18 protein-coding genes are annotated in these 22,122 nt (G+C 66.8%); 8 read left to right on the top strand and 10 right to left on the bottom strand.

The features are described 5' to 3' along the window. Positions 1 to 14: 14 nt before the first annotated feature. A complete protein-coding gene (locus EV560_RS02305) occupies positions 15 to 1,871 on the top strand; it encodes an ABC transporter ATP-binding protein (RefSeq protein ID WP_131853593.1) in 1,857 nt (618 codons plus the stop codon). A gap of 100 nt (positions 1,872 to 1,971) precedes the next feature. Here the strand turns inward: EV560_RS02305 and EV560_RS02300 are convergent, their stop codons facing one another. Then, positions 1,972 to 3,123 (bottom strand): helix-turn-helix transcriptional regulator, encoded by a 1,152-nt coding sequence (locus EV560_RS02300; protein ID WP_131853591.1) that lies wholly within the window; start codon positions 3,121 to 3,123, stop codon positions 1,972 to 1,974. Positions 3,124 to 3,288: 165 nt separating this feature from the next. Next, entirely contained in the window at positions 3,289 to 4,230 is a 942-nt protein-coding gene (locus tag EV560_RS02295; protein ID WP_131853589.1) for a ribokinase, read from the bottom strand. A gap of 55 nt (positions 4,231 to 4,285) precedes the next feature. Between EV560_RS02295 and EV560_RS02290 the strand changes: the two genes are divergently transcribed. From EV560_RS02290 to EV560_RS02280, 3 genes are all read left to right on the top strand, one after another. Next, on the top strand, positions 4,286 to 5,071 hold the full coding sequence (locus tag EV560_RS02290; RefSeq protein ID WP_131853587.1) for a GntR family transcriptional regulator: 786 nt from the start codon (positions 4,286 to 4,288) through the stop codon (positions 5,069 to 5,071). A gap of 358 nt (positions 5,072 to 5,429) precedes the next feature. Beyond that, complete coding sequence (locus EV560_RS02285) at positions 5,430 to 6,056, top strand: helix-turn-helix transcriptional regulator (protein WP_131853585.1); 627 nt, start codon at positions 5,430 to 5,432, stop codon at positions 6,054 to 6,056. A gap of 143 nt (positions 6,057 to 6,199) precedes the next feature. Next, a complete protein-coding gene (locus EV560_RS02280; protein WP_248311853.1) occupies positions 6,200 to 8,032 on the top strand; it encodes a putative bifunctional diguanylate cyclase/phosphodiesterase in 1,833 nt (610 codons plus the stop codon). A gap of 15 nt (positions 8,033 to 8,047) precedes the next feature. Here the strand turns inward: EV560_RS02280 and asnB are convergent, their stop codons facing one another. The 6 genes from asnB to EV560_RS02250 form a co-directional block, all read right to left on the bottom strand. Beyond that, a complete protein-coding gene (gene asnB, locus EV560_RS02275; RefSeq protein WP_131853581.1) occupies positions 8,048 to 9,934 on the bottom strand; it encodes an asparagine synthase (glutamine-hydrolyzing) in 1,887 nt (628 codons plus the stop codon). A gap of 80 nt (positions 9,935 to 10,014) precedes the next feature. Then, positions 10,015 to 11,184, bottom strand: a complete 1,170-nt coding sequence (locus tag EV560_RS02270; RefSeq protein WP_131853579.1) for a glycosyltransferase family 4 protein — start codon at positions 11,182 to 11,184, stop codon at positions 10,015 to 10,017. Next, complete coding sequence (locus tag EV560_RS02265; protein ID WP_131853578.1) at positions 11,184 to 12,338, bottom strand: DegT/DnrJ/EryC1/StrS family aminotransferase; 1,155 nt, start codon at positions 12,336 to 12,338, stop codon at positions 11,184 to 11,186. Before EV560_RS02265 ends, EV560_RS02270 begins: the two co-directional genes overlap by 1 nt. Next, positions 12,338 to 13,924 carry a Gfo/Idh/MocA family oxidoreductase gene (locus EV560_RS36625; protein WP_131853576.1) on the bottom strand — a complete coding sequence of 529 codons (1,587 nt, stop codon included), beginning with the start codon at positions 13,922 to 13,924 and terminating at the stop codon, positions 12,338 to 12,340. The genes EV560_RS02265 and EV560_RS36625 overlap by 1 nt, the downstream gene beginning before the upstream one ends. A 26-nt stretch (positions 13,925 to 13,950) precedes the next feature. Next, the gene (locus tag EV560_RS02255) at positions 13,951 to 15,291 is read right to left on the bottom strand and encodes a nucleotide sugar dehydrogenase (protein WP_131853574.1); all 1,341 of its coding nucleotides are present in this window, start codon (positions 15,289 to 15,291) and stop codon (positions 13,951 to 13,953) included. A gap of 118 nt (positions 15,292 to 15,409) precedes the next feature. Then, on the bottom strand, positions 15,410 to 16,324 hold the full coding sequence (locus EV560_RS02250) for a Bug family tripartite tricarboxylate transporter substrate binding protein (RefSeq protein WP_165923284.1): 915 nt from the start codon (positions 16,322 to 16,324) through the stop codon (positions 15,410 to 15,412). 150 nt (positions 16,325 to 16,474) lie between these two features. On the opposite strand from EV560_RS02250, the gene EV560_RS02245 reads away from it, so the two are divergent. Both EV560_RS02245 and EV560_RS02240 read left to right on the top strand, forming a co-directional pair. After that, positions 16,475 to 17,131, top strand: a complete 657-nt coding sequence (locus tag EV560_RS02245; RefSeq protein WP_131853570.1) for a GntR family transcriptional regulator — start codon at positions 16,475 to 16,477, stop codon at positions 17,129 to 17,131. Beyond that, positions 17,128 to 18,276, top strand: coding sequence for a mandelate racemase/muconate lactonizing enzyme family protein (locus EV560_RS02240; RefSeq protein WP_131853568.1), 1,149 nt, complete (start codon positions 17,128 to 17,130; stop codon positions 18,274 to 18,276). Before EV560_RS02245 ends, EV560_RS02240 begins: the two co-directional genes overlap by 4 nt. Positions 18,277 to 18,321: 45 nt before the next feature. Here EV560_RS02240 and EV560_RS02235 read toward each other — a convergent pair whose 3' ends face one another. Both EV560_RS02235 and EV560_RS02230 read right to left on the bottom strand, forming a co-directional pair. Further along, the gene (locus tag EV560_RS02235) at positions 18,322 to 19,035 is read right to left on the bottom strand and encodes a ribonuclease activity regulator RraA (protein WP_131853566.1); all 714 of its coding nucleotides are present in this window, start codon (positions 19,033 to 19,035) and stop codon (positions 18,322 to 18,324) included. A gap of 186 nt (positions 19,036 to 19,221) precedes the next feature. Further along, positions 19,222 to 20,199 (bottom strand): Bug family tripartite tricarboxylate transporter substrate binding protein, encoded by a 978-nt coding sequence (locus EV560_RS02230; protein WP_131853564.1) that lies wholly within the window; start codon positions 20,197 to 20,199, stop codon positions 19,222 to 19,224. A gap of 212 nt (positions 20,200 to 20,411) precedes the next feature. Between EV560_RS02230 and EV560_RS02225 the strand changes: the two genes are divergently transcribed. Continuing rightward, positions 20,412 to 21,116, top strand: a complete 705-nt coding sequence (locus EV560_RS02225; protein ID WP_248311852.1) for a GntR family transcriptional regulator — start codon at positions 20,412 to 20,414, stop codon at positions 21,114 to 21,116. Further along, on the top strand, positions 21,106 to 22,023 hold the full coding sequence (locus tag EV560_RS02220) for a dihydrodipicolinate synthase family protein (protein WP_131853562.1): 918 nt from the start codon (positions 21,106 to 21,108) through the stop codon (positions 22,021 to 22,023). The genes EV560_RS02225 and EV560_RS02220 overlap by 11 nt, the downstream gene beginning before the upstream one ends. Positions 22,024 to 22,122 lie beyond the last annotated feature (99 nt).

Genomic DNA, 22,122 nt, shown 5'->3' with positions numbered 1-22,122 from the left:
ACCGGAAACCCCGCATGACCAGTCCGATCCTCTCCGTTTCCAACCTGACCACGTCCTTCCGCGTCGAGGGATTGTGGCGCCCGGTCGTCAAGGGCATCTCGTTCGACATCAAGCCGAAGGAGACGGTCGCCGTCGTCGGCGAATCCGGCTCGGGCAAGAGCGTGACCGCGCTTTCGATCATGCGCCTGACCCCGCCCGGCTCCAGCAAGATCGAGGGTTCGATCAAGCTCTCCGGCAAGGAACTCCTGACCCTGCCCGAGGCCGATATGCGCCATATCCGCGGCAACGAGGTCGCGATGATCTTCCAGGAGCCGATGACCTCGCTCAATCCGGTGTTGACCATCGGTTTCCAGATCGCCGAGGCGCTGATCCTGCATCGTGGCCTGTCGCGCTCGGAGGCCGAGGCCGAGACGATCCGGCTGCTGGAGAAGGTGCGTATCCCGGCGGCGAAGTCGCGCTTCCACGAATACCCCCACCGTTTCTCGGGCGGCATGCGCCAGCGCGTGATGATCGCGATGGCGCTGGCCTGCAAGCCGAAGCTGCTGATCGCCGACGAGCCGACCACCGCGCTCGACGTGACGATCCAGGCGCAGATCCTGGAGCTGATCAAGGTGCTGCAGGACGAGGAGGGCATGTCTGTCCTCTTCATCACGCACGACATGGGCGTGGTCGCCGAGATCGCCGATCGCACGGTCGTCATGTACAATGGTCAGGCGGTCGAGACCGGGCCGACCGAGGATATCTTCCACCGTCCGACGCACCCCTATACCCGCGCGCTGCTTTCGGCCGTGCCGAAGCTCGGCTCGATGGAAGGCCATAAGCGGCCGATGCGCTTCCCGGTGGTCGACCGCACGACCGGCCTTTCGGACGTGCCGACGGAGACCTCCGATACGGTGGCGGCGGCCGAGCGCCCGGTGCTCGAGGTCAGCAACCTGACCACGCGCTTCGAGATCCGTTCCGGCCTGCTCGGCGGGGTGAAGGGCCGGGTGCATGCGGTCGAGAACGTCTCGTTCAGCCTGCAATCGGGCGAGACGCTGGCGCTGGTCGGCGAATCCGGCTGCGGCAAGTCGACGACCGGCCGCTCGGTGATGCGCCTGATCGAGCCGCTCTCCGGCTCAGTGCTGCTCGATGGCGAGGACGTGCTGAAGCTCGATCAGCGCACGCTGCGCGACCGGCGCAAGCGCATGCAGATGATCTTCCAGGATCCCTTCGCCTCGCTCAACCCGCGCATGAACGTGGGCGCGGCGATCGCCGAGCCGCTGATCATCAACAACCTCGCCACCCGCTCGCAGGCCCGCGACAAGGTCGCCGAGCTGCTGCGCCGCGTCGGCCTGCAGCCGGACATGGCGAGCCGCTTCCCGCACGAGTTCTCGGGCGGCCAGCGCCAGCGCATCTGCATCGCACGTGCGCTTGCGGTCGAGCCGCGGCTGATCGTGGCCGACGAGTCGGTCTCGGCGCTCGACGTCTCCGTGAAGGCACAAGTCATCAACCTGATGCTCGAGCTGCAGGAGCGGATGAAGCTCGCTTATCTCTTCATCTCGCACGATATGGCGGTGGTCGAGCGCGTCAGCCATCGCGTCGCCGTGATGTATCTCGGCGAGATCGTCGAGATCGGTCCGCGCGAGGCGGTGTTCGGCAATCCGCAGCACCCCTATACCAAGCGCCTGCTGGCGGCCGTGCCGGTGCCGGATCCGGCGCGCCGGCTGGAGAAGCGCCCGGTCTCCAACGACGAGATCAAGAGCCCGGTGCGGGCGCCGGACTATGTCCCGCCGGTGCGCCAGTTCCGCGAGGTCTCGCCGGGCCATGCCGTGATGATCTGGGGCGAGGAGTGGGAAAAGAAGGACGAGCCAGCCGTCGCCAAGGTGGCGTGAGCAGCGCATCCCTTCAAGGGAGCCAGATATTTCGACCCGGCACGATCAGTTCGTGCCGGGTTTTCATTTGGCAGATGCTCGCCTTTGCCAATCAGGTCGTTCAGGACGGCTCGTAGCGCGGCCGCACCGGCAATTCGGCTCCGCGCAGCAGCGCCGCGATCTGACTTTGCTGGCGCATGCCGGTCTTCTGGAAGATACGGGCGAGATGCGTGCGGGCGGTCGAGATGCGCACATGCTGTTCCGCCGCAGCCTCGGCCAGCGACAGGCCCGAAGCGAGGGCCGAGGCGAATTTCGCCTCGGTCTCGGTAAGGCCAAAGAGCTGCTGGGCGGCGAGGACGAGATCGGCCGCGGCCTGCAGCGGCCGGATCGCGATCATCGCGCAAGGCGAGGCGCTGGGCAGGCCGTAGCTCGGTGGCACCGGCAGCAGGCAGAGCGAGAGATTGCAGCCTTCGGCCCCGGCTGCCCGGGCGAGCAGATGGATGCGGCCGGAGCCCGCCTCGTGAATGGGGACGAGCGCCTGCACGATCAGGCGCTTCAGCGCGGCCTGGTCCTGCGCGTTGCGTGCGAAGACCCGGCCGGTGCGCAGGCCAAGCGCGCTCTCCGGCTCGGCCAGGAGCTGGCCTGCGATCTCGTTGGCATAGACCAGCCGCAGCTGCGGATCGACGATAGCGATACCGACCGTCAGCCGGTCGAGCGCGGCTCGAGCCATGTCGCGCTGCATGGTCAGGAAGCCGATATGGCGGCGCAATTCGGCAACGCGCGTCATGATCGGCGCCAGTCGTTCGAGCAGCGCGGTGTCCTCGGCGTCGAAAGCCTCTTGATTGCGCCCCCGCTGCACATCGAAGAACCAGAAAGACGGACCGGCCTCGGCCAGCCGGCTGCCGAGCCCGCAATACATGTCCTGCGGCGCCATCCATTCCCGCCAGAACCGGCTGGAGCGCAGCCGGTCCGAGCCGAAGAACTCACGGTCGATATAGGCCTTGCCGACCGGGAGCCGGGAAAGCTCCTGGCTGAAGGCGCTGAACTCTTCGCCGAGATCGCTGCAGAAGCGCTGCTGCATCGTCGCGTCGGGATTGGTGGCGACGGCGTCATTCGGCCCGAGATCCGGGCCCACTCGCGCGAAACAGGCTTTCGAGCCATCGAAGAGCTGCCGCATCCGCTCGATCGCCGCCGGCATCTGATCGGCGTCGTAGGCGGCGAGAAGCAGGCTGTCGATCGTCGCGACGACCGCGTCGAGATTCGCTCGCGCCATAGCCAACTCCAGGGCCGCCGGTCGTGTCACGGCACCCCGCGCGGCTCGCCCTTGCCACGCGGTTTCACCGCTCTCGCCCCGGGTGTGGCCGGGCCGAAGCCTATCGTTAGCGTGACGGCGCTGCCGCGGAAAGTCCAAAAACAATCCAATCGCTGCCAGGCTCCGCTATGCGTGTGCGGCAAGGAAGTCCTGCAACTCAGCGGCGGTCGGAAGCGCCTCGAAGACACCGATACGGCTCGCCACAAGGGCGCCGCAGGCGGCGGCGCGACGTAGCGCTTCGGACAGGGGGAGGCCCGTGACGAGGCTCGCGCTCAGCCCGGCGGCGAAAGCATCGCCGGCGCCAATGCTGTCGCGCGCCTCGATGGCGAAGGCCGCCTGCACGAGCGGCGGCTCGTCCCGCTGAAAGGCGACGGCGCCCTGGGGGCCGCGGGTGACGATCAGCGTGTCCGGGCCGCCTTGCTGGATCGCCTGTGCGAGCTCGTCTTCGGTGATGGCGCCGGAACCGGTTCGGCTGGCCGGCGACAGCGTTTCGGCAAGAGCGAGGGCCTCGCCGGCATTGACGACGAGAATCGAGGTATTGGCCAGGATCTCCGGCTTGATCGAACGGTACGGCGAGGGGTTGAGCAAGGTTCTGACGCCTGCCTGCCGCGCCAGCCGGAAGGCTTCGGCGATCGGCGCATCGTCGATCTCGAACTGCGCCAGCACGAGCTGTGCCTGTTCGATCCTGTCCGCGGCGGCAGCGACATCCTGCGCCGAGAGCAGGAAATTCGCGCCGGGATGAACGGCCAGGCAATTCTCGCCGGTTGCGTCGGTGAAGGCGACGCCGCCGCCTGTCGCGCCGGGAAGGCGTTTCAGCATCGTCAGCGGCAAGCCGGCCTTGCTCAGGGCCGGCGCGGCGAAGGAGGAGAGGAGATCATCACCGATGGCCATCAGCCCGTCGACCGAGGCGCCGAGCCGGGCCGCGCCTACGGCAAGGTTGAAGCCCTTGCCTCCCGGCTCTACCGTCAACATATCGGCGCGAAGCGACTCACCTGCAACCGGGAAGCGTGATACCGTAACCGAGCAGGCAACAACAAAACTGCCTAGAACGAAAATCCTGCCAACCATATCGGCCTAACCCTAACCCGACTGATCCCTTCCAGTGCCGCGCAGAAGCACGCGAATGCAGCCCGACACCGATCGAGCGACTGCCCCGGCGGCAAGGCCCTCCTTGCCGAACCTGATCGCGTTGCGTGACGATACCGCGAAGCCGCTCTACCAGCAGCTCGAGGATCAGCTGACGCATCTGATCGGCGAAGGCGTCCTCCCGGCCGGGACGACGCTGCCGGCGGAACGGCAACTGGCGGAGAAGCTGAAGATCAGCCGCGCCACCGTGCAGCGATGCTACAACATCCTGCGCCAGCGCAAGCTACTCAGCGCGCATGGCCGCCTGGGCTCGATCGTACAGGGCCTGGGCTCGCGGCTTCATCCCGGCATGGACCGGCTGAAGGGCTTCACCGAGGAGATGTACGAACTCGGGCGGGTGCCGTCCTCACGCATCATGGAGCGGTCCGTCGTGTCGGACCGCTCGATTGCCTCGATCTTCGGCCTGTCCTCGCATGCACTGTTCCTCAAGCTCGTGCGCATCCGCAGTGGCGACGACGTGCCGATGTCGCGCGAGGTCGCCTGGTACAATCTCCAGGTCGTGCCGGACCTGCCGCAGGCCGATCTTACGCAATCGGTCTATGCTGTCCTGCAGACCTTGGGAGCGCCGCTCGCCTTCTGTGAGCAGACCATCGAGGCAGCGGCGCCGACGCAGGAGGAATGCGCCGTGTTCGGCTTCGAGCAGCCGGTCCCCTGCCTGCTGATCAAGCGCCGCAGCTATGGCCGCGATGGCGGCATGGTCGAATATGTCGAGGGCCTGTTCCGCGGCGACGCCTATACCTACAAGCTCTCGCTGCGGGCCTGAGCACCGGGTGTTTGGCCAATAATCCCCTTCATGCGGACGGGGCCATGAACCCGGCCGCTTCGTATCAGGTGCTGCGGACCGACTCGCCCGCAAGCGTGCTGCCTCTTCAAGACGAAACCTTATGTGAACTACGTCATAGAGCGCGGGCGCTGGCTGGCCGAGTTGTAGCGCAGGGGCGACGGAAGGTCGTCCCTGAAGGGCAGCCCTGGTCGGACCGATCCTGAGCGATGCCCGCAGACCAGCCGAGGCGTGCTCCCATGACCAAGCAAGGTGTCCAGCAAAAAAATTTCGCGATCGATGAAACCAGATGCCGATCCCGTGAAACCAACCAGTGCAGACTGGATCACGGACACGGACAATGACACTCGCGATCGATTTCCGGCCTCAGCCCGGACCCTGCTTCACAACCATCCGCCCGGGGCGCCACAGCAATGACGATGCCATCAGCGATGGCACGGCGCTGTTCCTGGTCACCGAGGATCTGCGCATCCTCTCGCGCAATCGCGACGCCAGCCGGCTGGTCGGCGAAGGCGTCGTCCAGGACGACCGCTTCAGCACACGCAGCTCCGCCTTCAACGCGCGGCTGCAGGGCTGGATGCGCCGCCATAAATCCGCGGCGGAGATGCCGGAATTGCGGATGGCGCTGGAGACGCGCGGCGAGCGCGCCCTTGCGGTCAGCGTGACGCCGATCGGCTCTCCTGTCGCGGAGACCCAGTCGATCTTCGCCATCGTGGTCCGCGATCATGACCGGGAGATCCGTTCCAGCATCGCCGCGATCAAGGCCTTCCACGGCCTCACGCCCAGCGAGGCCAGGATGCTCGACCTTGTCTGCAAGGGGCTCGACACGATCGCGGCCAGCGAGCGGCTCGGCATCGCCAAGACGACGGCGCGCACGCATCTGCAGCGGCTCTTCGCCAAGACGGGCACGACGCGCCAGAGCGAGCTGGTCCATTTCGTGGTCAGCTTCGTGCCGGGGGCGGAATAGAGCGGGACTGCAATTCCAGCGGGAATCGTCCTGATTTGAGCGTGCCAGGAAACGGCATGTTCAGGTTCCCGCGTTAATTGACGTGGATTGGAGACCGGGCTCGCTACATGCCTCACGCCAAGGCCGCGCCGAGACTATCGCGCTTGCAGAATGAAATTCTCGAGGCGATCGCCCGCGGCGAAGCGCTCCGTGACGTGACCGAGCGGCTTTGCCGGCGCGTCCAGGAGATCACGCCGAGCGCGATCTGCTCCGTGATCGGCGTCGACGGCGAGCGCCGTCTTCGTCCCCTGGCCGCTCCCGATCTGCCGGAGCATTACTCGCAGGCGCTCGACGGCATCGAGATCAGCGCCTGCTGCGGATCCTGCGGCACGGCCGCCTATCGTGGCGAAGAGGTCATCGTCACCGATATCGCGAGCGACCCGCTTTGGGCGCCCTTCAAGGAACTACCTCTGCCGCTCGGCCTGCGCGCCTGCTGGTCGAGCCCGATCAAGGCGCGCGACGGCCGCGTCGTCGGCACCTTTGCCTTCTATTACCGCGATTGCCGTGGCCCGAGCGAGCTGGAGCTCGCCATCGTGCAGACCTGCGTCCATCTATGCGCGGTGGCGATCGAGCATGCGGAAATGCAGTCGCGTGCGCATCGGCTCGCCTATTTCGACACGCTGACCGGCCTCGCCAACAGGGCGCAGTTCGGCGCCGCGTTCGAGCGGATGATCGTAGCAGAGAAGCCCTGCTTCGGCCTGCTGCTGATCGATATCGACCAGCTCAAGCTGACCAATGACACAATGGGGCATGCGGTCGGCGATGCGCTGATCGCGACGGTCGGGCGTCGGCTGCGCCGGCTCGCGATCGGCGGGCTGCCCTGCCGCATCGGCGGGGACGAATTCGCGATCCTGCTCGAAGGCTGCTCGGAGGCCGCGGCACTGCGTGATGCCGCCCATGCGGTGTTGAGCGCCATGGTGACGCCGTTTCAGCATGACGGCCACACCGTCACGCCGCGCGTCACGATCGGCGGCGTGCTCTCCGGCGAGGATGGGCGCGACGCGGTCACGCTCAGGCAGAATGCCGATTTCGCGCTCTATCACGCCAAGGAGCAGAAGCGCGGCGGCTATATCCGCTTCAAGAGCGGCCTGCGCACCTCGATCATGCAGAGGATCCAGACCGTCCGCAGGGTAGACGAGGCTTTATCCGAGGAGCGGATCGCGCCCTATTATCAGCCGGTGGTGCGGCTCGACACGGCCGAGATCATCGGCCTCGAGGCCCTCGCGCGGATGCGCTCGAGGGACGGGCGGATGATCGCGGCAGGCGAATTCCAGGAGGCGCTGACCGATCCCAAGGTCGCCTACCGGCTGACCGGCCAGATGATCGCGGCCGTCGCGGCGGATATGCGGGCCTGGCTCGATGGCGGCTTTCATTTCCAGCAGGTCGGGCTCAATGTCACCTCGGCGGATTTCCAGAAGGGCGATCTTGCCGCCCGCATCGTCAAGGCCTTCGAGAAGGTCGAGGTGCCGCTGCGTCATCTCGTGGTCGAGGTCACGGAATCGGTCTTCCTGGCCGAGCGCAACCAGTCGGTCGCCCGCAATGTCCGCGAACTGCGCAGCCGCGGCGCGCTGATCGCGCTCGACGATTTCGGCACAGGCTATGCCTCGCTGACACACCTGCTGCAATTCCCGGTCGATGTCATCAAGGTCGACCGTTCCTTCGTCGAGAGGGTTCAGACCGACAAGCAGAGCAGCGCGATCGTCGAGGCTTTGATCCTGATCGCCGACCGGCTCGGCATGAAGATCATCGCCGAGGGGATCGAGACCGGCGCGCAGGCCGAGCATGTGCTCGCCATGGGCTGCCGGCTGGGGCAGGGCTATCACTATTCCAAGCCGGTCCCGAAACATCTTGCGTCCGACCTGCTGCGCCGTTTCGGCCAGCGCCCGGGCTCGCGGCGCATCGTGCCGGCACTGCCTTTCGAGGCCTCTGCCGCCTGAGGCCCGGTTCCCCGGTCAGAGGCCCAGGCCGAAGCGCTCGCCCCACAGCCCGAGATTGACGATGCGCCACAGGGTGAAGTCGACCGGCCGTCTGCCGTCGAGCATCTCGGCCGTGAGCGCGCGGACGCCCGGCGCGTTCAGGAGGTCCGGATAGCGCTTGAGCGTGGCCTCGACGCCGTCCTGCATCAGCCCGCGCAACGGACCTCGAAACCAGCTCTGCTCCGGCGTGGCGAAGCCGAGTTTGTCGGAGCGCTGACGCACCGCCTCTGGCAGGATGCCTGCCATGCCGTGGCGCAGGATCCGCTTGGTCTCAGCGCCGACGATCTTATGGTCGTTTCCGAGCGCGAGCGTGAACTCCACCAGCGGATGGTCGAGGAAGGGCACCCGCGCCTCGATGCCATGCGCCATCGCGTTGCGGTCCTGCCAGTGCAAGAGCATGCCGAGATTGAAACCATAGGTCAGCGACAGGCAGAGGCTGCGGATATCGCTGGCCGGGGGTAGGCCGAGCACCTCGTTTGCCAGAGCCTGGGCGCCCCTGGGATTGCCGCGCGTGCGGATCGCCTCGGAGTTCAACCAGTCATGCTGAGTCAGTGCCCGGTGCTGCTGGCGCACGCGCTGGCCGAGCGGGGCGGGCAGGAGCGGAATGAGCGCCTGCGCGAGCTGGCGGCCGATCGGCGCGCCGTGATCGCGCTTGCGGTCCAGGATCGTGCCGACGACCTGGCGGAGCGCGCCCCGCCGCATCAGCCCAGCGAGGTAATAGGGGAAGCTGCCATGATAGCCGGCGAGCTGCTCGTCGGCGCCCTGGCCGTCGAGCATGACCTTGACGCCGGCGCGCTTCGCTTCGGCGAAGACACACCATTGCGCGAAGATCGAGGTCGAGCCGAACGGCTCGTCCTGATGCCAGGTGATGTCGGAGGCGTGCTGGAAGACATCTTCGGCCTTCGGAAAAACGAAATGCGGCAGCGTGCCGGCATGGGCGATGACGGCATCCATGAAGGGCTTTTCGTCGACGCTCTTCTCGGCATAGCAGGCGGAGACGGTGTTGACCTTCGCGTCCGAGCCCAGCATCTGCGCCATCAGGCAGACGATCGCCGAGGAATCGAGACCGCCCGACAGGCAGGAGCCGACAGGAACATCCGAGCGCAGATGCAGCCGGACGGACTCCGTCAGCAGCTCGCGGAATTGCTCGGCGGCTTCGTCTTCGCTCAGCCTGAGGTGGCCCGCACCGGCCGGATACCAGCGCTCCGTCCTGATCTGGAGGGCGGGCCGCGAGGCGTCGACGAGAACCCATTCGCCGGCCCGGACCTGCGCGACGCCATCGAACATCGTCTCGGCCGTATGGTCGGCGATCCCGGAAGCCAGAAAGTCGTGAATACGCGGCAGGTTCATCCGGCCGCTGAGGCCGGGCAGTCCGAGCAACTGCTTGATCTCGGAGCCGACGGCGACGCCGCGCGGCAGAGCTGCCAGATAGAGCGGCTTGATGCCATAGCGATCGCGGGCCGCGAAGAGGCGCTTGTCATGGTCGTCCCAGATCAGGAAGGCGAACATGCCGCGCAGGCGTGTGAGTGCGGCAGGACCCCAGAGCAGATAGGCCCGCAGCAGGATCTCGGTATCGCTGTCGCCAACGAAGACCTCGCCCTTGGCCCGCATCTCCTCGCGCAGCTCGAGATAATTGTAGATCTCGCCGTTGAAGACGAGGTGATAGCGGCCGGACGCATCCGCCATCGGCTGCAGCCCGGCCTCGGAGACATCGATGATCGCCAGCCGCCGATGTCCGAGCGCGACGGGACCGGCCGCGCTGGTGAACTCGCGCCAGCCGCGCCCGTCGGGCCCACGATGGGCGACGATGTCTATGCGCGACGGCTCCGGCTCAAATCCGATCGATCCGAACAGACCGCACATCGCCTGCCTCTACGCGGAAGCCGGAACGCGGCCGTCGCGGCGCGGGCGAGGCTCGCAGGTGCAGGCGATGCCGGCGCGCATCAGCGGGCATGAGCGGCGAAGACGCCGCGCACAACCGCGACCGTATCGGTCACCCGGTAGCGCCAGTCGAACTCGGTCTCCACGGCCCTGCGGCCGTTGCGCCCCATGTCGTCGGCGAGGTGAGCATCGCCGACCAGCGTCCTGACCGCTCCGGCCAGCGCGGCGGGATCGGCCGGCGGGATGACGAGGCCGCATTGATGGGCGCGGACCAGCTCGGCCTGGAAGGGCAGATCGGTGGCGATCACGGGCCGCCCGGAGGCCATGCCTTCGAACAGTTTCAATGGCGCGACGCCGCCGAGATTGCGCGAGCCATGGTTGTCGATCGGGCAGAGGATGACGAAGGCACGCGCGGCCAGGCCGGCAAGCTCGCTGCTCGGCAGATAGCCCGGCGCGATCAGACGCGTCTCGTGCCTGGCTGCCGCACGAACCTCCGGCCCGCCAGGCCCATCGCCGGCGATGACCAGCTTGATGCCCTCTGGCCAATCCTGGTGACGCAGTGCCGCCAGCATGGTGTCGATGCCGTGCCAGGCGACGAGGCCGCCGAAGAACAGGGCATATTGGCCTTCGATCACGGGGCCGCCGGTCGCGGCAGGGTGAAACCGCTTTCCATCGGCGCCGTTCGGCACGAGATGGAGCTTGGCGTCGCTGCCAAGCAGCGAGGCCAACCAATCCTGCAGGCCGGGCGTCACCGCGATGAGCCCGGCCGCCCAGCGATACTGGACGATCTGGAGCGCGTTGAGCAGCTGCGTCACCCCTTTCGGCAGGCGATAGGTGACGCCGATATCCTCCGTGCGGCCGTTGACCTCGTGGATGACGGGCTTGCCGCGCAGGCGGGCGATCAGAGAGAAGACGATCGCGGCCGGATGGGCGCGCAAATAGGCGATATCGGCGTCGTTGAGGGCGCGCAGAGCGCGCCAGGTCAGGTTGACATAGCTCGCCAGCCGCCCCAGCCGCGAGCGCGATGGCTGCTCTGCCCCCGCCTTGACGGCAACCAGGCGGGTCGGCACGCCCTCGGCTTCGAGGCCCCCGGCGATAACGTGGACGTGGGTATAGGAGGCTTGGCTCGGGCGCAGCCGTTCCAGGCTGAAATAGACGACGCGCGGTGCCCGCCCTGGCGAGCGCGCCGGAGCCTCGTGCGAACCGGAAAGCTGGTCGGGCCTTGCGTCCATCAAGCCGCCGCAGCTTTGCCTGTCAGCGCCGAGCGCGCCGCCTCGATGATGTAGGCCTGTGTCGCCTCGTCGAGATAGGCATGCATCGGCAGCGACACCACCTCCTGCGAGACGCGCTCGGAGATCGGCAGGCCGTTGCCGGCCACCGGAAAACCCTTGTAGGCGGTCTGTTGGTGCAGGGATTTGGGGTAGTAGATCGCAGTCGGGATGCCCTTCTCCTTCAGCGCCGCGACGAAGCCGGAGCGCCGCGGCGCGGCGACCCGCAGCGTATATTGCGCCCAGGTCGAGAGGCGGTCCGGAGCGATATAGGGAGTCACCGCGACATCCTTCAGCCCGTCGCTATAGCGCCGCGCCACCGCCTGCCGCGCTTCGAATTCCTCGGCGAAGACGGCAAGCTTCAGGAGCAGCACTGCCGCCTGGATCGTGTCGAGGCGCGAGTTCATGCCGATCCGGACATTGTCGTACTTGTCCTCGCCCTTGCCGTGGACATGCAGCGACCGGATGATCGCGAGATGCTCCTCATTGTGGGTCAGGACCGCGCCGCCATCGCCGTAGCAGCCGAGAGGCTTGGCCGGAAAGAAGCTGGTGGTGGCGAAATGGCCGATCGACCCGGTGATCCTGCCCTTATAGTGCGCGCCGAAACCCTGCGCGGTGTCGGCGATGAGCGTGAGCCCGTTCTCGGCGCAGAAGGCCTCGATCGGATCGTAATCCGCGGGCTGCCCGAAGAGATCGACGGCGATGACGGCGCGCGGCACGAGGCCGTTCTTCCTGGCCGTGTCGAGCGCCGCGCCGAGCCCGGCAGGGTCGAGGTTATAAGTCGCCTCGTCGATCTCGGCGAAGACAGGCGTGGCGCGGATACCGGCCACGACCTCGGCCGTCGCGGCGAAGGTGAAGCTCGGGCAGATCACCGCGTCGCCCGGGCCGATCCCGAGCGCGAGCAGGCAAAGCGTGATCGCATCGGTGCCGTTGGCGCAGCCGATTGCATGCCTGGCGCCGCAGAAGGTGGCGAGCTTGGTCTCGAACTGCCCGACCTGCGGACCGAGGATGTACTGGCCGCCATGAACCGCGGCGAGGATGGCTTCGTCCATGGCGGGGCCGATGCGCCGGCGCTGGGCCTTGAGATCGATGAAGTCGATCGGTCCAGGCGGATTCATCAGACGACCTCCTCCAGCGTGTCCGGCCCGCTCTCACGATAGGTCCGGCCCGTTTCCGGACAAACGAGATCGGGCCCAAGTTTGACGCCAGCATGGCCGACCCAGCCGATTCGCACAGCAGGGACGCCCGCCATCAGAGCAAATGCCGGCACATCCCTGGTGACGACGGCGCCAGCCGCGATGAAGCAATAGCTGCCGAGTTCATGGCCGCAGACGATCGTGGCATTGGCGCCGATCGTCGCCCCGCGCTTGACCAGGGTCTTGCGGAACTGGTGCTTGCGCGAAATCTCGGCGCGCGGGGTGTTGACGTTGGTGAAGACGCAGGAGGGGCCGCAGAAGACGCCGTCCTCCAGCTCCACGCCCTCGTAGATCGAGACGTTGTTCTGGATCTTGACACCGTCACCGATCGTGACCCGTGGTCCGATGGCGACGTTCTGGCCGATATTGCAGTTCCTGCCGAGCGAAACCTCGTCGAGGATATGGCTGAAATGCCAGATCCTGGTGCCCGGGCCGATACTGACACCGGCATCGACATAGGCCGATTCATGGATCGTCACGCCGGGATAGGACGGCGCTTCCGGAGAGCCGGCTGCGGTCCCGTCCTCGGAAAGTCGGCTTTTCATGTCGCCTGTGGCGCGCTCCAGCACCGAGAGCACGGCAAGCGCCTCATGCCCATCGGTGCGCGGGGACGTGCCGTTGGCGATGGCCTCGAGGAAGTGCCGGCATTCCTCCATCAGCGGGTTGCCGGAGCCATAGGGCAGCGGGGCGCCATCGCCCTTCAAGGTCTTCGGGACCCCGTTCGTCCACGCGATCTTGTGATCGTAGAAGCGCAGCTTGCCGGCTGGATCGGCGGCGCTGTCCTCGAACACCGCCATGCCACGCTCGCCGACGACCACGAGGCGCTGCTCCTTGAACGGGTGCAGCCATGAGCAGAAAACATGGCCTTTGATGCCATTGGCGAAAGCGAGCTGGAGCTGCACGACATCGCCAATGCCGGGATGCAGTGTCGGCGCCGAAAAGGCCGCGACCTGCTCGGGAGCTTCGCCGGCAAGCGCGAGGATCATCGAGATGTCATGCGGCGCGAAGGACCAGAGCACGTCCTCCTCATGCCGCAGGGCGCCCAGCGAGAGGCGGTTGGAATAGACATAACTCAGCTTGCCGAGCGCGTCGGAGGCGACGAATTCCTTCAGGGCGAGGAAGGCCGGGTGATAGTGCAGGAGATGCCCGACCATCAGGCATCGCCCCGCCTGCTCTGCCAGCGCGACCAGTTCCTCGCCATCCTCGACCGACAGGGCGAGCGGCTTCTCGACAAAGACATGCTTGCCTGCTGCGAGCGCGCGCTTGGCCAGCGGGTGATGGAGCGCGGCCGGGGCCGCGATGACGATACCGTCGATGGACGGGTCGGCCAGGGCCTCGTCGAGCCCGAGCGCGCGGCAGCCATGGGCGGCTGCCAGGGCGGCGCTGACTGCAGGGTCGACCTCGACGATCGCTTCCAGCGCGCCGAGCGCCTTGAAGTCACGCGCCAGATTCCTGCCCCAGCGACCGCAGCCGACCACGGCCACGCGCGGGACCGCTTCCGTCGTCATTCCGTACCCTTCAGGCGCGACTCGCATCACGCCTTGAATATATGCGATCCCTGCAAGCCGCGATGCGCACAGGCGTTGCGGGTGTCGACCACCAGCTTGGAATTCTCCGTCAGCAGGGCGTAGTCGACATCGTCGTGATCAGTAGCGATCAGCACGGCGTCGAAATCGGCGAGCTGCTCCCTGGTCAGGGGCACGCTCTTGCGGCCGGCGAGCTCGGGATGGTTCCGGGTCGAGGGCATCACCGGGATATGGGGATCGTGAAAGGCCACCTGCGCGCCGCGCTGCTCGATGAGCTCGATCAGCTTGAGCGAGGGGCTCTCGCGCATGTCGTCGATATTCTTCTTGTAGGCGATCCCGATCAGCAGGATGCGCGAGGAGCTGAGGCTTTTGCGCAGCACGGTGTCGACGAGCTCCGCCAGCCGGTTCGCCACGAGATAGGGCATGCCGGAATTGATCTGCCCGGCGAGCTCGATGAAACGGGTGGTGATGTCGTATTCGCGGGCCTTCCAGGTCAGGTAGAACGGGTCGATCGGGATGCAATGCCCGCCGAGACCCGGACCCGGATAGAATGGCATGAAGCCGAAAGGCTTCGTCTTGGCGGCGTCGATCACCTCCCAGATATCGATGCCCATGGCGGCGTAGACGGTCTTGAGCTCGTTCACGAGCGCGATATTGACGGCGCGGAAGATGTTCTCGGTCAGCTTGACCGCCTCGGCCGTCGCGGTCGAGGAGACCGGGACGGTCTTGACCACGAAGGTCGAATAGAGCGCGTCGGCCATGGCCAGCGCGTCGGGCCCATCGCCGCCGACGATCTTGGGAATGGTCGAGGTGCCGAAATGCTGATTGCCGGGGTCCTCGCGCTCAGGCGAGAAAGCCAGGAAGAAATCCCGGCCACTGACGAGCCCGCTCGCCTGTTCCAGGATCGGCCGCATGACATCGTCGGTGGTGCCTGGATAGGTCGTCGATTCCAGCACCACGAGCTGGCCCTCGCGCAGGCAGGCCGCGATCGCCTCGGTCGTCTTGACGACATAGGAGAGATTGGGCTCGCGCTGCTTGGTCAGCGGTGTCGGCACCGCGATCAACAGGGCATCGGGCTCACTGAGCCTGCTGAAATCGCTGGTCGCGATAAACATGCCGGATTGCACGCCGGCCACGAGCTCATCGGTCGGGATGTGCTTGATCGCGCTGCGGCCGGAGTTGAGGTCATCGACACGCGGCTGGCTGATGTCGAAGCCGATGACCTTGATGCCCTGGCGCAGGACAGCGAGCGCGAGTGGCAGCCCGACATAGCCGAGGCCGATAATACCGACTGTGACGGAGCGGTCGCGAACGCGATCGATGAAATTCCGCGCTGCGTCCGATGTCACGAAGCCACCCTGAGCTCTCGGCGACCGAGGCCGCCCTTTCCGGGAGCGTCGCTTTTTCCAGAGATGGCCGAGCCCGTCAACACGAGGACGGGCCGGCGCTCAGGGCGGCCAATTGCCGCTATTGCGCTTCGATCTTGATCGAGGCCTTGGCCGCGACATCCTTCCAGCGCGCGATATCCGCGGCCAGGAAATCCCGGAACTCGGCGGGCGAATTGCACACGGTCTCCCCGCCGAGAACCGCGAGTTTCTCCTGCACTTCCTTGTCGGCGCAGGCCTTCACGACTTCGGCATGCAGCCTGTCGATGATCGGCTGGGGCACGCCTTTCGGTCCGAGCAGGCCGAACCAGGCGACGGTCTCGAAACCCTTCACGCCGGACTCGTCGACGGTGGGAACATCAGGGAGTGCCGGCGCCCGCTTCATGGTGGTGACGGCGAGCGGCTTGATCTGCCCGCCCTTCACCAGCCCGATCGCCGGCGGCAGGTTCACGGCCATGAACTCGACCTGGCCGGAGACGATGTCGTTGAGCGCCGGGCCGGCGCCGCGATAGGGCACATGCGTCGCTTCGATGCCGGTGAGCATCTTGAGATATTCGCTGCTCATATGGGCCGAGGAGCCGGCGCCGCCCGAGGCGAAGCTGAGCTTGCCGGGATTGGCCTTCGCGTAGGCCACAAGCTCCTTCATGTTCGCGACCGGCAGCTTCGGGCTCGCGACGAAGATGTTCGGCGAGCGGTAGATCAGCGAGACCGGCGTGAAATCGTTGAGCGCGTCATAGGGGATGTTGACGTAGATCGCCGGGTTGATGCCGTGCGAACCGGCATTGGCCATGATGAAGGTGTAGCCGTCCGGCGCCGCCTTGGCCGCCGCGGTCGAGCCGACCACGCCGCCGGCCCCGAGCCGGTTCTCGACGACGAAGCCCTGGCCCAGCGCATGCCGCAGCTTCTCGCCGATCAGCCGCGCCGCGATGTCGGAGCCGTCGCCCGGCGCGCTTGGCACGATGATCGTGACCGGCCGCTCCGGCCAGGCCTGAGCCAAGCCTGGCCCCGTCAGCGCGAGAGTCGCCGCAGCCGCGCGGAGAAGGCGGCATCCCCAGTCCCATAGTTTCACGCTTATTCTCCCATATGATCAAATCAGAGAATATTTTTCGTTGACACCAGTCATTATAGTAGGTCTTTGATCAAATCAATGAGGCGAATCCGCGCTGACACCGTCAAGGACCAGATTCGGGGAGAGATCATCTCCGGCGCGCTCGCCTTCGGCGCGCGCTTGCGCATCGACGAACTGGCGAGCCGCTATGGCGCCAGCCACATGCCGATCCGCGAGGCGCTGAGGAGCCTTGCCGGCGAGGGGCTGGTGGTCACTGAGGCGAACAAGGGCGCACGCGTCGTGACGATCGACGAGCGTCATGTCGCGCATCTCTTCAGCGTGCGCATTGCGCTGGAGGTGACGCTGGCGCGCGAGGCTGTCGCGACTATTGCCGAAGCGGATCTCGCCGAGATCGAGACGCTCGAACGCGAGCGCCTGGCGCTGGCCGACGAGGGCCGCTTCGGCGAGGCCGTCGAGACCAACCAGCGCTTCCATCGCCGCATCTACGAAATCCCGGGCAATGCCGAGGCGCTCTCGGTGCTCGACCGGCACTGGTTGCTGCTGGCCGCGCTCTGGTCGCGCTTCGGCTATCGGCCGGAACGGCTTGGCGGCGTTGCCAGCGACCACGACCACATCATCCGCGCCCTGCGCCAGCACGATGCCGAGGCGTGCGGCGCCCTGACGGCGGCCCATGTCACCAAGACGCGGCAGGACCTGATCGCGCAAATGGCCCTCGCAACGAAAGCGCAAGCATGACGATCAGCGCAGACGATCCGATCCTCCGCGTCCGGCTGCAACTCGCCAGGATCAGCCCCAAGACGGTCTGGGCCTTTCTGCGTGTCGGCTACGCGTCCGGCATCGAGGGTATCGGCGAAGCGAGTCTCAATGGTCGCGAACGGGCGCTGATCGACGTCGCCACGCAGCATCTGCCGCGCTGGATCGAACGCGGCGTCGGTGACGAGCCGCTTGCCGGCCTGGCGCTGCCCGTCGCGGCGCTGCGCACTGCCTTCGACGTCGCCTGCCAGGACGCCGCCGCCAGGCGGGCCGGCACGACTCTCGCTGTCATGCTTGGCGGCAACGGCGCTGCCGCGATCCCACTCTACGCCAATATCAATCGCCGCACGGCCGATCGCTCGCCCGAGGGCTTTGCCGCCAGTGCGGCACATGCCGTCGCGCGTGGTTTCGAAGCCTTCAAGATCGCCCCGTTCGACGAGGTCACGCGCGAGCGCTGCGCTGCGGGCGAGGGCAGGGCCGCGATGCAGGCGGGACTTGCGCGCATCGCAGCGACGCGGGAGGCGATCGGCCCGCAGCGCCGGCTGATGGTCGATTGCCATTGGCGCTTCGACGAGGCCATGGCGAGCGAGCTGGTCGAGGCCGTCGCACCTTTCGGCCTGCACTGGCTGGAATGCCCGATCCTCGAGAACCAGGACACGATGCCGGCGCTGCGCGCCCTGCGCTCGCGCCTGAATGCGCGCGGTACGCGCCTCGCGGGATTGGAGGAATTTGTCGGGGCCGAGGCCTTCCTCGCCTTCGCGCGGGCTGGTGCCTATGACGTGATGATGCCGGACATGAAATATGTTGGCGGTGTCGACGAGATGCTACGGACGGCCGAGGCGCTGCAGGCGCTCGGCGTCGAAGTCTCACCTCACAATCCGACCGGGCCGATCTGCCATGCCGCGAGCCTGCAGGTCTGCGCGGCGCTGCCCGGCTTCACCATGCTGGAAATGCAGCTCGACGAGACGCCGTTGTTCTGGGAGTTGGCCACGCCAGCCCTGCCTGACGTGGCCGGCGGCCGCTCGGCCGTGCCGGGCGGTTCGGGGCTGGGCGTCGCGCTGGACGATGCCCGCCTCGCCGCGCTGCTTTGCGTCGACCTGACGATCCCGGTCTTCGCGGCGGCCTAGAAGCCACAGCCCCGGGGGCTGTGGTATCCCGAGCGGGCTACCGCTTTACTTCCAGTTCGGCCGCCAGGCGGCAAAGGCAGCCTTGGTCGCCTCGTTGGCGGGATAGAGGCCGAAGATCGAGTCGCCGGCGCGCACGCGCTCCTCGACATAATCCTCGTAGGCGGTCTGCTCATAGGCCTCTTCCGCGACCTCGTTGGCGAGGTGGGCAGGGACGACGCAGACGCCTTCACCGTCGCCGACGATGATGTCGCCGGGATAGACCGCGACATCGCCGCAGGCGATCGGCAGGTTGAGATCAACAGCGTGATGCCGGATCAGGTTGGTCGGGGCGCTCGGGCGATTGTGATAGGACGGGAAGGGCAGGGCGCCGATATCCGGCGAATCGCGGAAGCCGCCATCGGTGACGATGCCGGCGACGCCGCGCTGCATCAGCCGCGTCACCAATATCGCGCCTGCCGAAGCCGCGCGCGGGTCCTTGCGGCTGTCGATCACCATGACATGGCCAGGCGGGCAATCCTCGACGCCCTTGCGCTGCGGATGCTCCACGTCGGCGAAGACGCCGAGATGGTCGAGATCCTCGCGCGCCGGGATGTAGCGCAGCGTATAGGCCTCGCCGACCATGCGCGGAGCGTTCGCTCCGACCGGCCTGACATCCTGGATGAAGGCGTTGCGGAAGCCGCGCTTGAACAGGGCGGTGGTCAATGTCGCCGTTGAGACGCGCTTGAGCTTCTCGCGGTTCTCGGGGGTCAGGGCGGTCATAGGCTCTTCATCTCCATACGGCTCGCATCGTCACGCCGCGCTATTTCGGAACGCGTCATCCCGGACAAGCGGCGCAGCCGCGCCGTTCCGGGATCCATCATAGAGCGGAGAGCCATACGATGGATCCCGGCGCTCCGCTTCGCTACGGCCGGGATGACGGCGCAGGAAACGGGTCTCGTCGTGCGCTCACTCGATCTTCACGTTGGCCTTCTGCGCGACCGCGGCCCAGCGCTTGGTCTCGTTGGCGATATGCGCCGTGAACTCTTCGCTGGTCGAGCCGACCGGGTCGACGCCGAGCTTCTTGAGCTGGTCGATCACAGCCTGCTCGCGCATGATGGCCTGCGTCTCGGTCGAAAGCCGGGCCACGATATCCTTCGGCACGCCCGACGGCGCGAAGAAACCGTGCCAGGAGCTCGCATCATAGCCGGGGATGAACTCGGACAAGGCCGGCATGTCCTTGGCGACCTCGAGCCGCTTCGGCGTCGCCGTCGCCAGCGCCCGGATCTTGCCGGCCTCGACATGCGGCCAGGCGATGGTGATGTTGTCGAAAGTCAGCTGGATCTGGCCGGAGAGCAGGTCCTGCGTCACCTGTCCGCTTGAGCGGTAGGGGACGTGGACCATATCGGTCCCGGTCTCGACCTTGAACAGTTCGGCCGCCATATGCGTCGAGGTGCCGGCGCCCGAGGAGCCGAACGAGTATTTGCCCGGGTTCTTCTTGAGCAGCTCGATCAGCTCCGGCACCGTCTTGGCCGGCAGGTCGACATTGACCATCAGCAGGTTCGGCACGCTCGCCACCTGCGAGATCGGCGCGAAGTCCTTGATATGGTCATAGGGCATCTTGGCGTAGACGCCGGGATTGATGGCGTGGCTCGAGACCGTGCCCATGGTCAGCGTGTAGCCATCGGGCTCGGCCCGCGCGACCGTGGCCGCGCCGGTATTGCCGCCCGCGCCGACGCGATTCTCGACGATGAACTTGCCGCCCATGCGCGCCGCCAGCCGCTCCGCCAGGATGCGGCCGAGCAGGTCGGTCGTGCCGCCCGCGGCGAAAGGCACCACGATGGTGACGACCTTGGCAGTCGGATAGGCCGGCTGGGCGAGCACCGCCGGAGCGGCGAGAAGGCTGGCGCCGCCGGCAAGCACGGCGCGTCGGGTCAAGTGGCTCACATTGTCCTCCCTCAGATTGACCGGCGGCGCGGTGCGCTGCCGGAACGGCCCTCCCCGGGGCCTCTTGGAGTGACGACATAGCACAGGCTTTTGGATTTGAAATCTGAAATTTCAGGCTTGCCTCGGCTTGATGTTTTGGTGTTTGCTGGCGATGCAGGAGGTGTTGCTCGGGCGGGGATTCCGATCGGGCGGGCCAGCCTGCTGGAACCATGATGCTCGACCCGAACACGATCGAACCCGTCGCTCCTCATTTGCTGCGCTCGCTGCGCGAGCATGTGCATGAGCGCCTGCGCCGGGCCATCGTCGCCGGCAATTTCCGCAATGGCGAGCGGCTGAACGAGCGCCAGCTCGCCGAGATGCTCGGCGTCAGCACGACGCCGGTCAAGGATGCGATCCGCAAGCTGGAGAGCGAGGGGCTGGTGCGCACCGAGGCGCGCCGCGGCGTCTTCGTCGAGTTCTCGGCCAGGCAGGCACTGGAAATGGCGCTCGGCCGCGCCGCGCTCGAAAGCGTCATGACCCATATCGCCGCCAACCGCATCAACGACGGCGAGATCGCCGAGATGGCGCGTCTCATCGACGAGATGGAGCACGCGACCGATCACAGCGCGCTCGAGGACCTCGTCAACCTGAACGAGGCCTATCACGGCATGATCCACCGGATTTCCGGCTGCGCCTATCTGGAGCGGCGGCTCGACGGGCAACGCATGTACGACCACGCCCAGCGCATCGCGCTGCTCGCCGTTACGACCGAGCGACGCCAGGGCTTCCTGGAGCACCAGGGCATATTCGCGGCTTTGTCGGCGCATGATCCGGCGCTGGCCGAGCAAAGGATGAGAAGCCACATCGTGCGCTCGGCCAAGAGCCATGTGCGACAGGTGTTCGGCGCGGAAGCGGAGGGTTTGGCCTATGACGAATGATCGTGTGCGCAAGGCTTTGCGCGGTATCTCCGGTGTGCATGTCACCGCCTGGGGCGCCGATGGCGAGGCCGATTGGGCCGTCACCGGCAGGATCGTCCGGCGCATCGCCGAGGCCGGCATCCACAATATCGTCTCGGCCGGCAATACCGGCGAGTTCTACCCGATGACGACCGACGAGGTCGTGCGCAGCCATGCGGTTGCCGCCGAGGCGGCCGGCGGCAAGGCGCTGGTCACCGCCGGCATCGGCCGCTCGTTGCGCGAGGCGGTCTCGACCGGCAAGCTCGCCGCCAAGGCGGGCTGCGACGCGGTGATGGTCCATCACCCGCTCGACCCGTTCGCGGCGCCGCAATCTCAGGCGGACTACATCATCGCCATCGCCGAAGCGCTCGACATCCCGCTCGTCGCCTATATCCGCTCGGATGCGATCGGCGTGAAGGACCTCACCCGCGTCGCAACCCATGCCAATGTCGCCGGCGTCAAGTTCGCCTCGACCAATGTCATGCTGCTGGCGGAATGCGTGCGCGCCACCGAGGGTACCAGCGCCAACTGGATCTGCGGGCTCGCCGAAGGCTGGGCTGCGCCCTTCCATGCGCTCGGCGCGCGCGGCTTCACTTCGGGCCTCGTCAATGTCGCGCCCGAGCGCTCGCTGGCGATCTGGCAGGCGCTGGAGGATAATGATTACGACCGGGCCCGCTCCCTGGTCAGCGAGATCGCCGGCTTCGAGACCATGCGCACGAAATATGGCAACGGCGCCAACGTCACCGTGGTCAAGGAAGCGCTCGGCCTGCTCGGCACTCCGGTCGGCCCGGTCCGCCTGCCGGGCTTGCCCGAGCTCAACGAGACCGAGCGCGCGGAACTGCGCAAGATCGTGGCCGGCTGGAGCGCCCAGCGCGCCGCGGCGGAGTGACGGCAACCGTCATTCCCGGCCGGAGCGCAGAGCCGGGAAACTCGTGACGAGCCAGCTTGTTTCCGAGATGGTCGGGCCAAGCCCGACCATGACGCGGCG

Source organism: Allobosea sp. BK604, assembly GCF_004341515.1.
In the GTDB taxonomy this organism is placed as follows: domain Bacteria; phylum Pseudomonadota; class Alphaproteobacteria; order Rhizobiales; family Beijerinckiaceae; genus Allobosea.
Note: the sequence above shows the minus strand (reverse complement) of the source record. Positions and strands in the feature narration are given on the sequence as shown.

What these genes read in the sequence shown, in the direction of transcription:
- EV560_RS02305 (WP_131853593.1), top strand. Translation starts at nt 15, where the DNA reads ATGACCAGTCCGATCCTCTCCGTTTCCAACCTGACCACGTCCTTCCGC.
- EV560_RS02300 (WP_131853591.1), bottom strand. Translation starts at nt 3,123, where the DNA reads ATGGCGCGAGCGAATCTCGACGCGGTCGTCGCGACGATCGACAGCCTG.
- EV560_RS02295 (WP_131853589.1), bottom strand. Translation starts at nt 4,230, where the DNA reads ATGGTTGGCAGGATTTTCGTTCTAGGCAGTTTTGTTGTTGCCTGCTCG.
- EV560_RS02290 (WP_131853587.1), top strand. Translation starts at nt 4,286, where the DNA reads ATGCAGCCCGACACCGATCGAGCGACTGCCCCGGCGGCAAGGCCCTCC.
- EV560_RS02285 (WP_131853585.1), top strand. Translation starts at nt 5,430, where the DNA reads ATGACACTCGCGATCGATTTCCGGCCTCAGCCCGGACCCTGCTTCACA.
- asnB (WP_131853581.1), bottom strand. Translation starts at nt 9,934, where the DNA reads ATGTGCGGTCTGTTCGGATCGATCGGATTTGAGCCGGAGCCGTCGCGC.
- EV560_RS02270 (WP_131853579.1), bottom strand. Translation starts at nt 11,184, where the DNA reads ATGGACGCAAGGCCCGACCAGCTTTCCGGTTCGCACGAGGCTCCGGCG.
- EV560_RS02265 (WP_131853578.1), bottom strand. Translation starts at nt 12,338, where the DNA reads ATGAATCCGCCTGGACCGATCGACTTCATCGATCTCAAGGCCCAGCGC.
- EV560_RS36625 (WP_131853576.1), bottom strand. Translation starts at nt 13,924, where the DNA reads ATGACGACGGAAGCGGTCCCGCGCGTGGCCGTGGTCGGCTGCGGTCGC.
- EV560_RS02245 (WP_131853570.1), top strand. Translation starts at nt 16,475, where the DNA reads ATGAGGCGAATCCGCGCTGACACCGTCAAGGACCAGATTCGGGGAGAG.
- EV560_RS02240 (WP_131853568.1), top strand. Translation starts at nt 17,128, where the DNA reads ATGACGATCAGCGCAGACGATCCGATCCTCCGCGTCCGGCTGCAACTC.
- EV560_RS02235 (WP_131853566.1), bottom strand. Translation starts at nt 19,035, where the DNA reads ATGACCGCCCTGACCCCCGAGAACCGCGAGAAGCTCAAGCGCGTCTCA.
- EV560_RS02225 (WP_248311852.1), top strand. Translation starts at nt 20,412, where the DNA reads ATGCTCGACCCGAACACGATCGAACCCGTCGCTCCTCATTTGCTGCGC.
- EV560_RS02220 (WP_131853562.1), top strand. Translation starts at nt 21,106, where the DNA reads ATGACGAATGATCGTGTGCGCAAGGCTTTGCGCGGTATCTCCGGTGTG.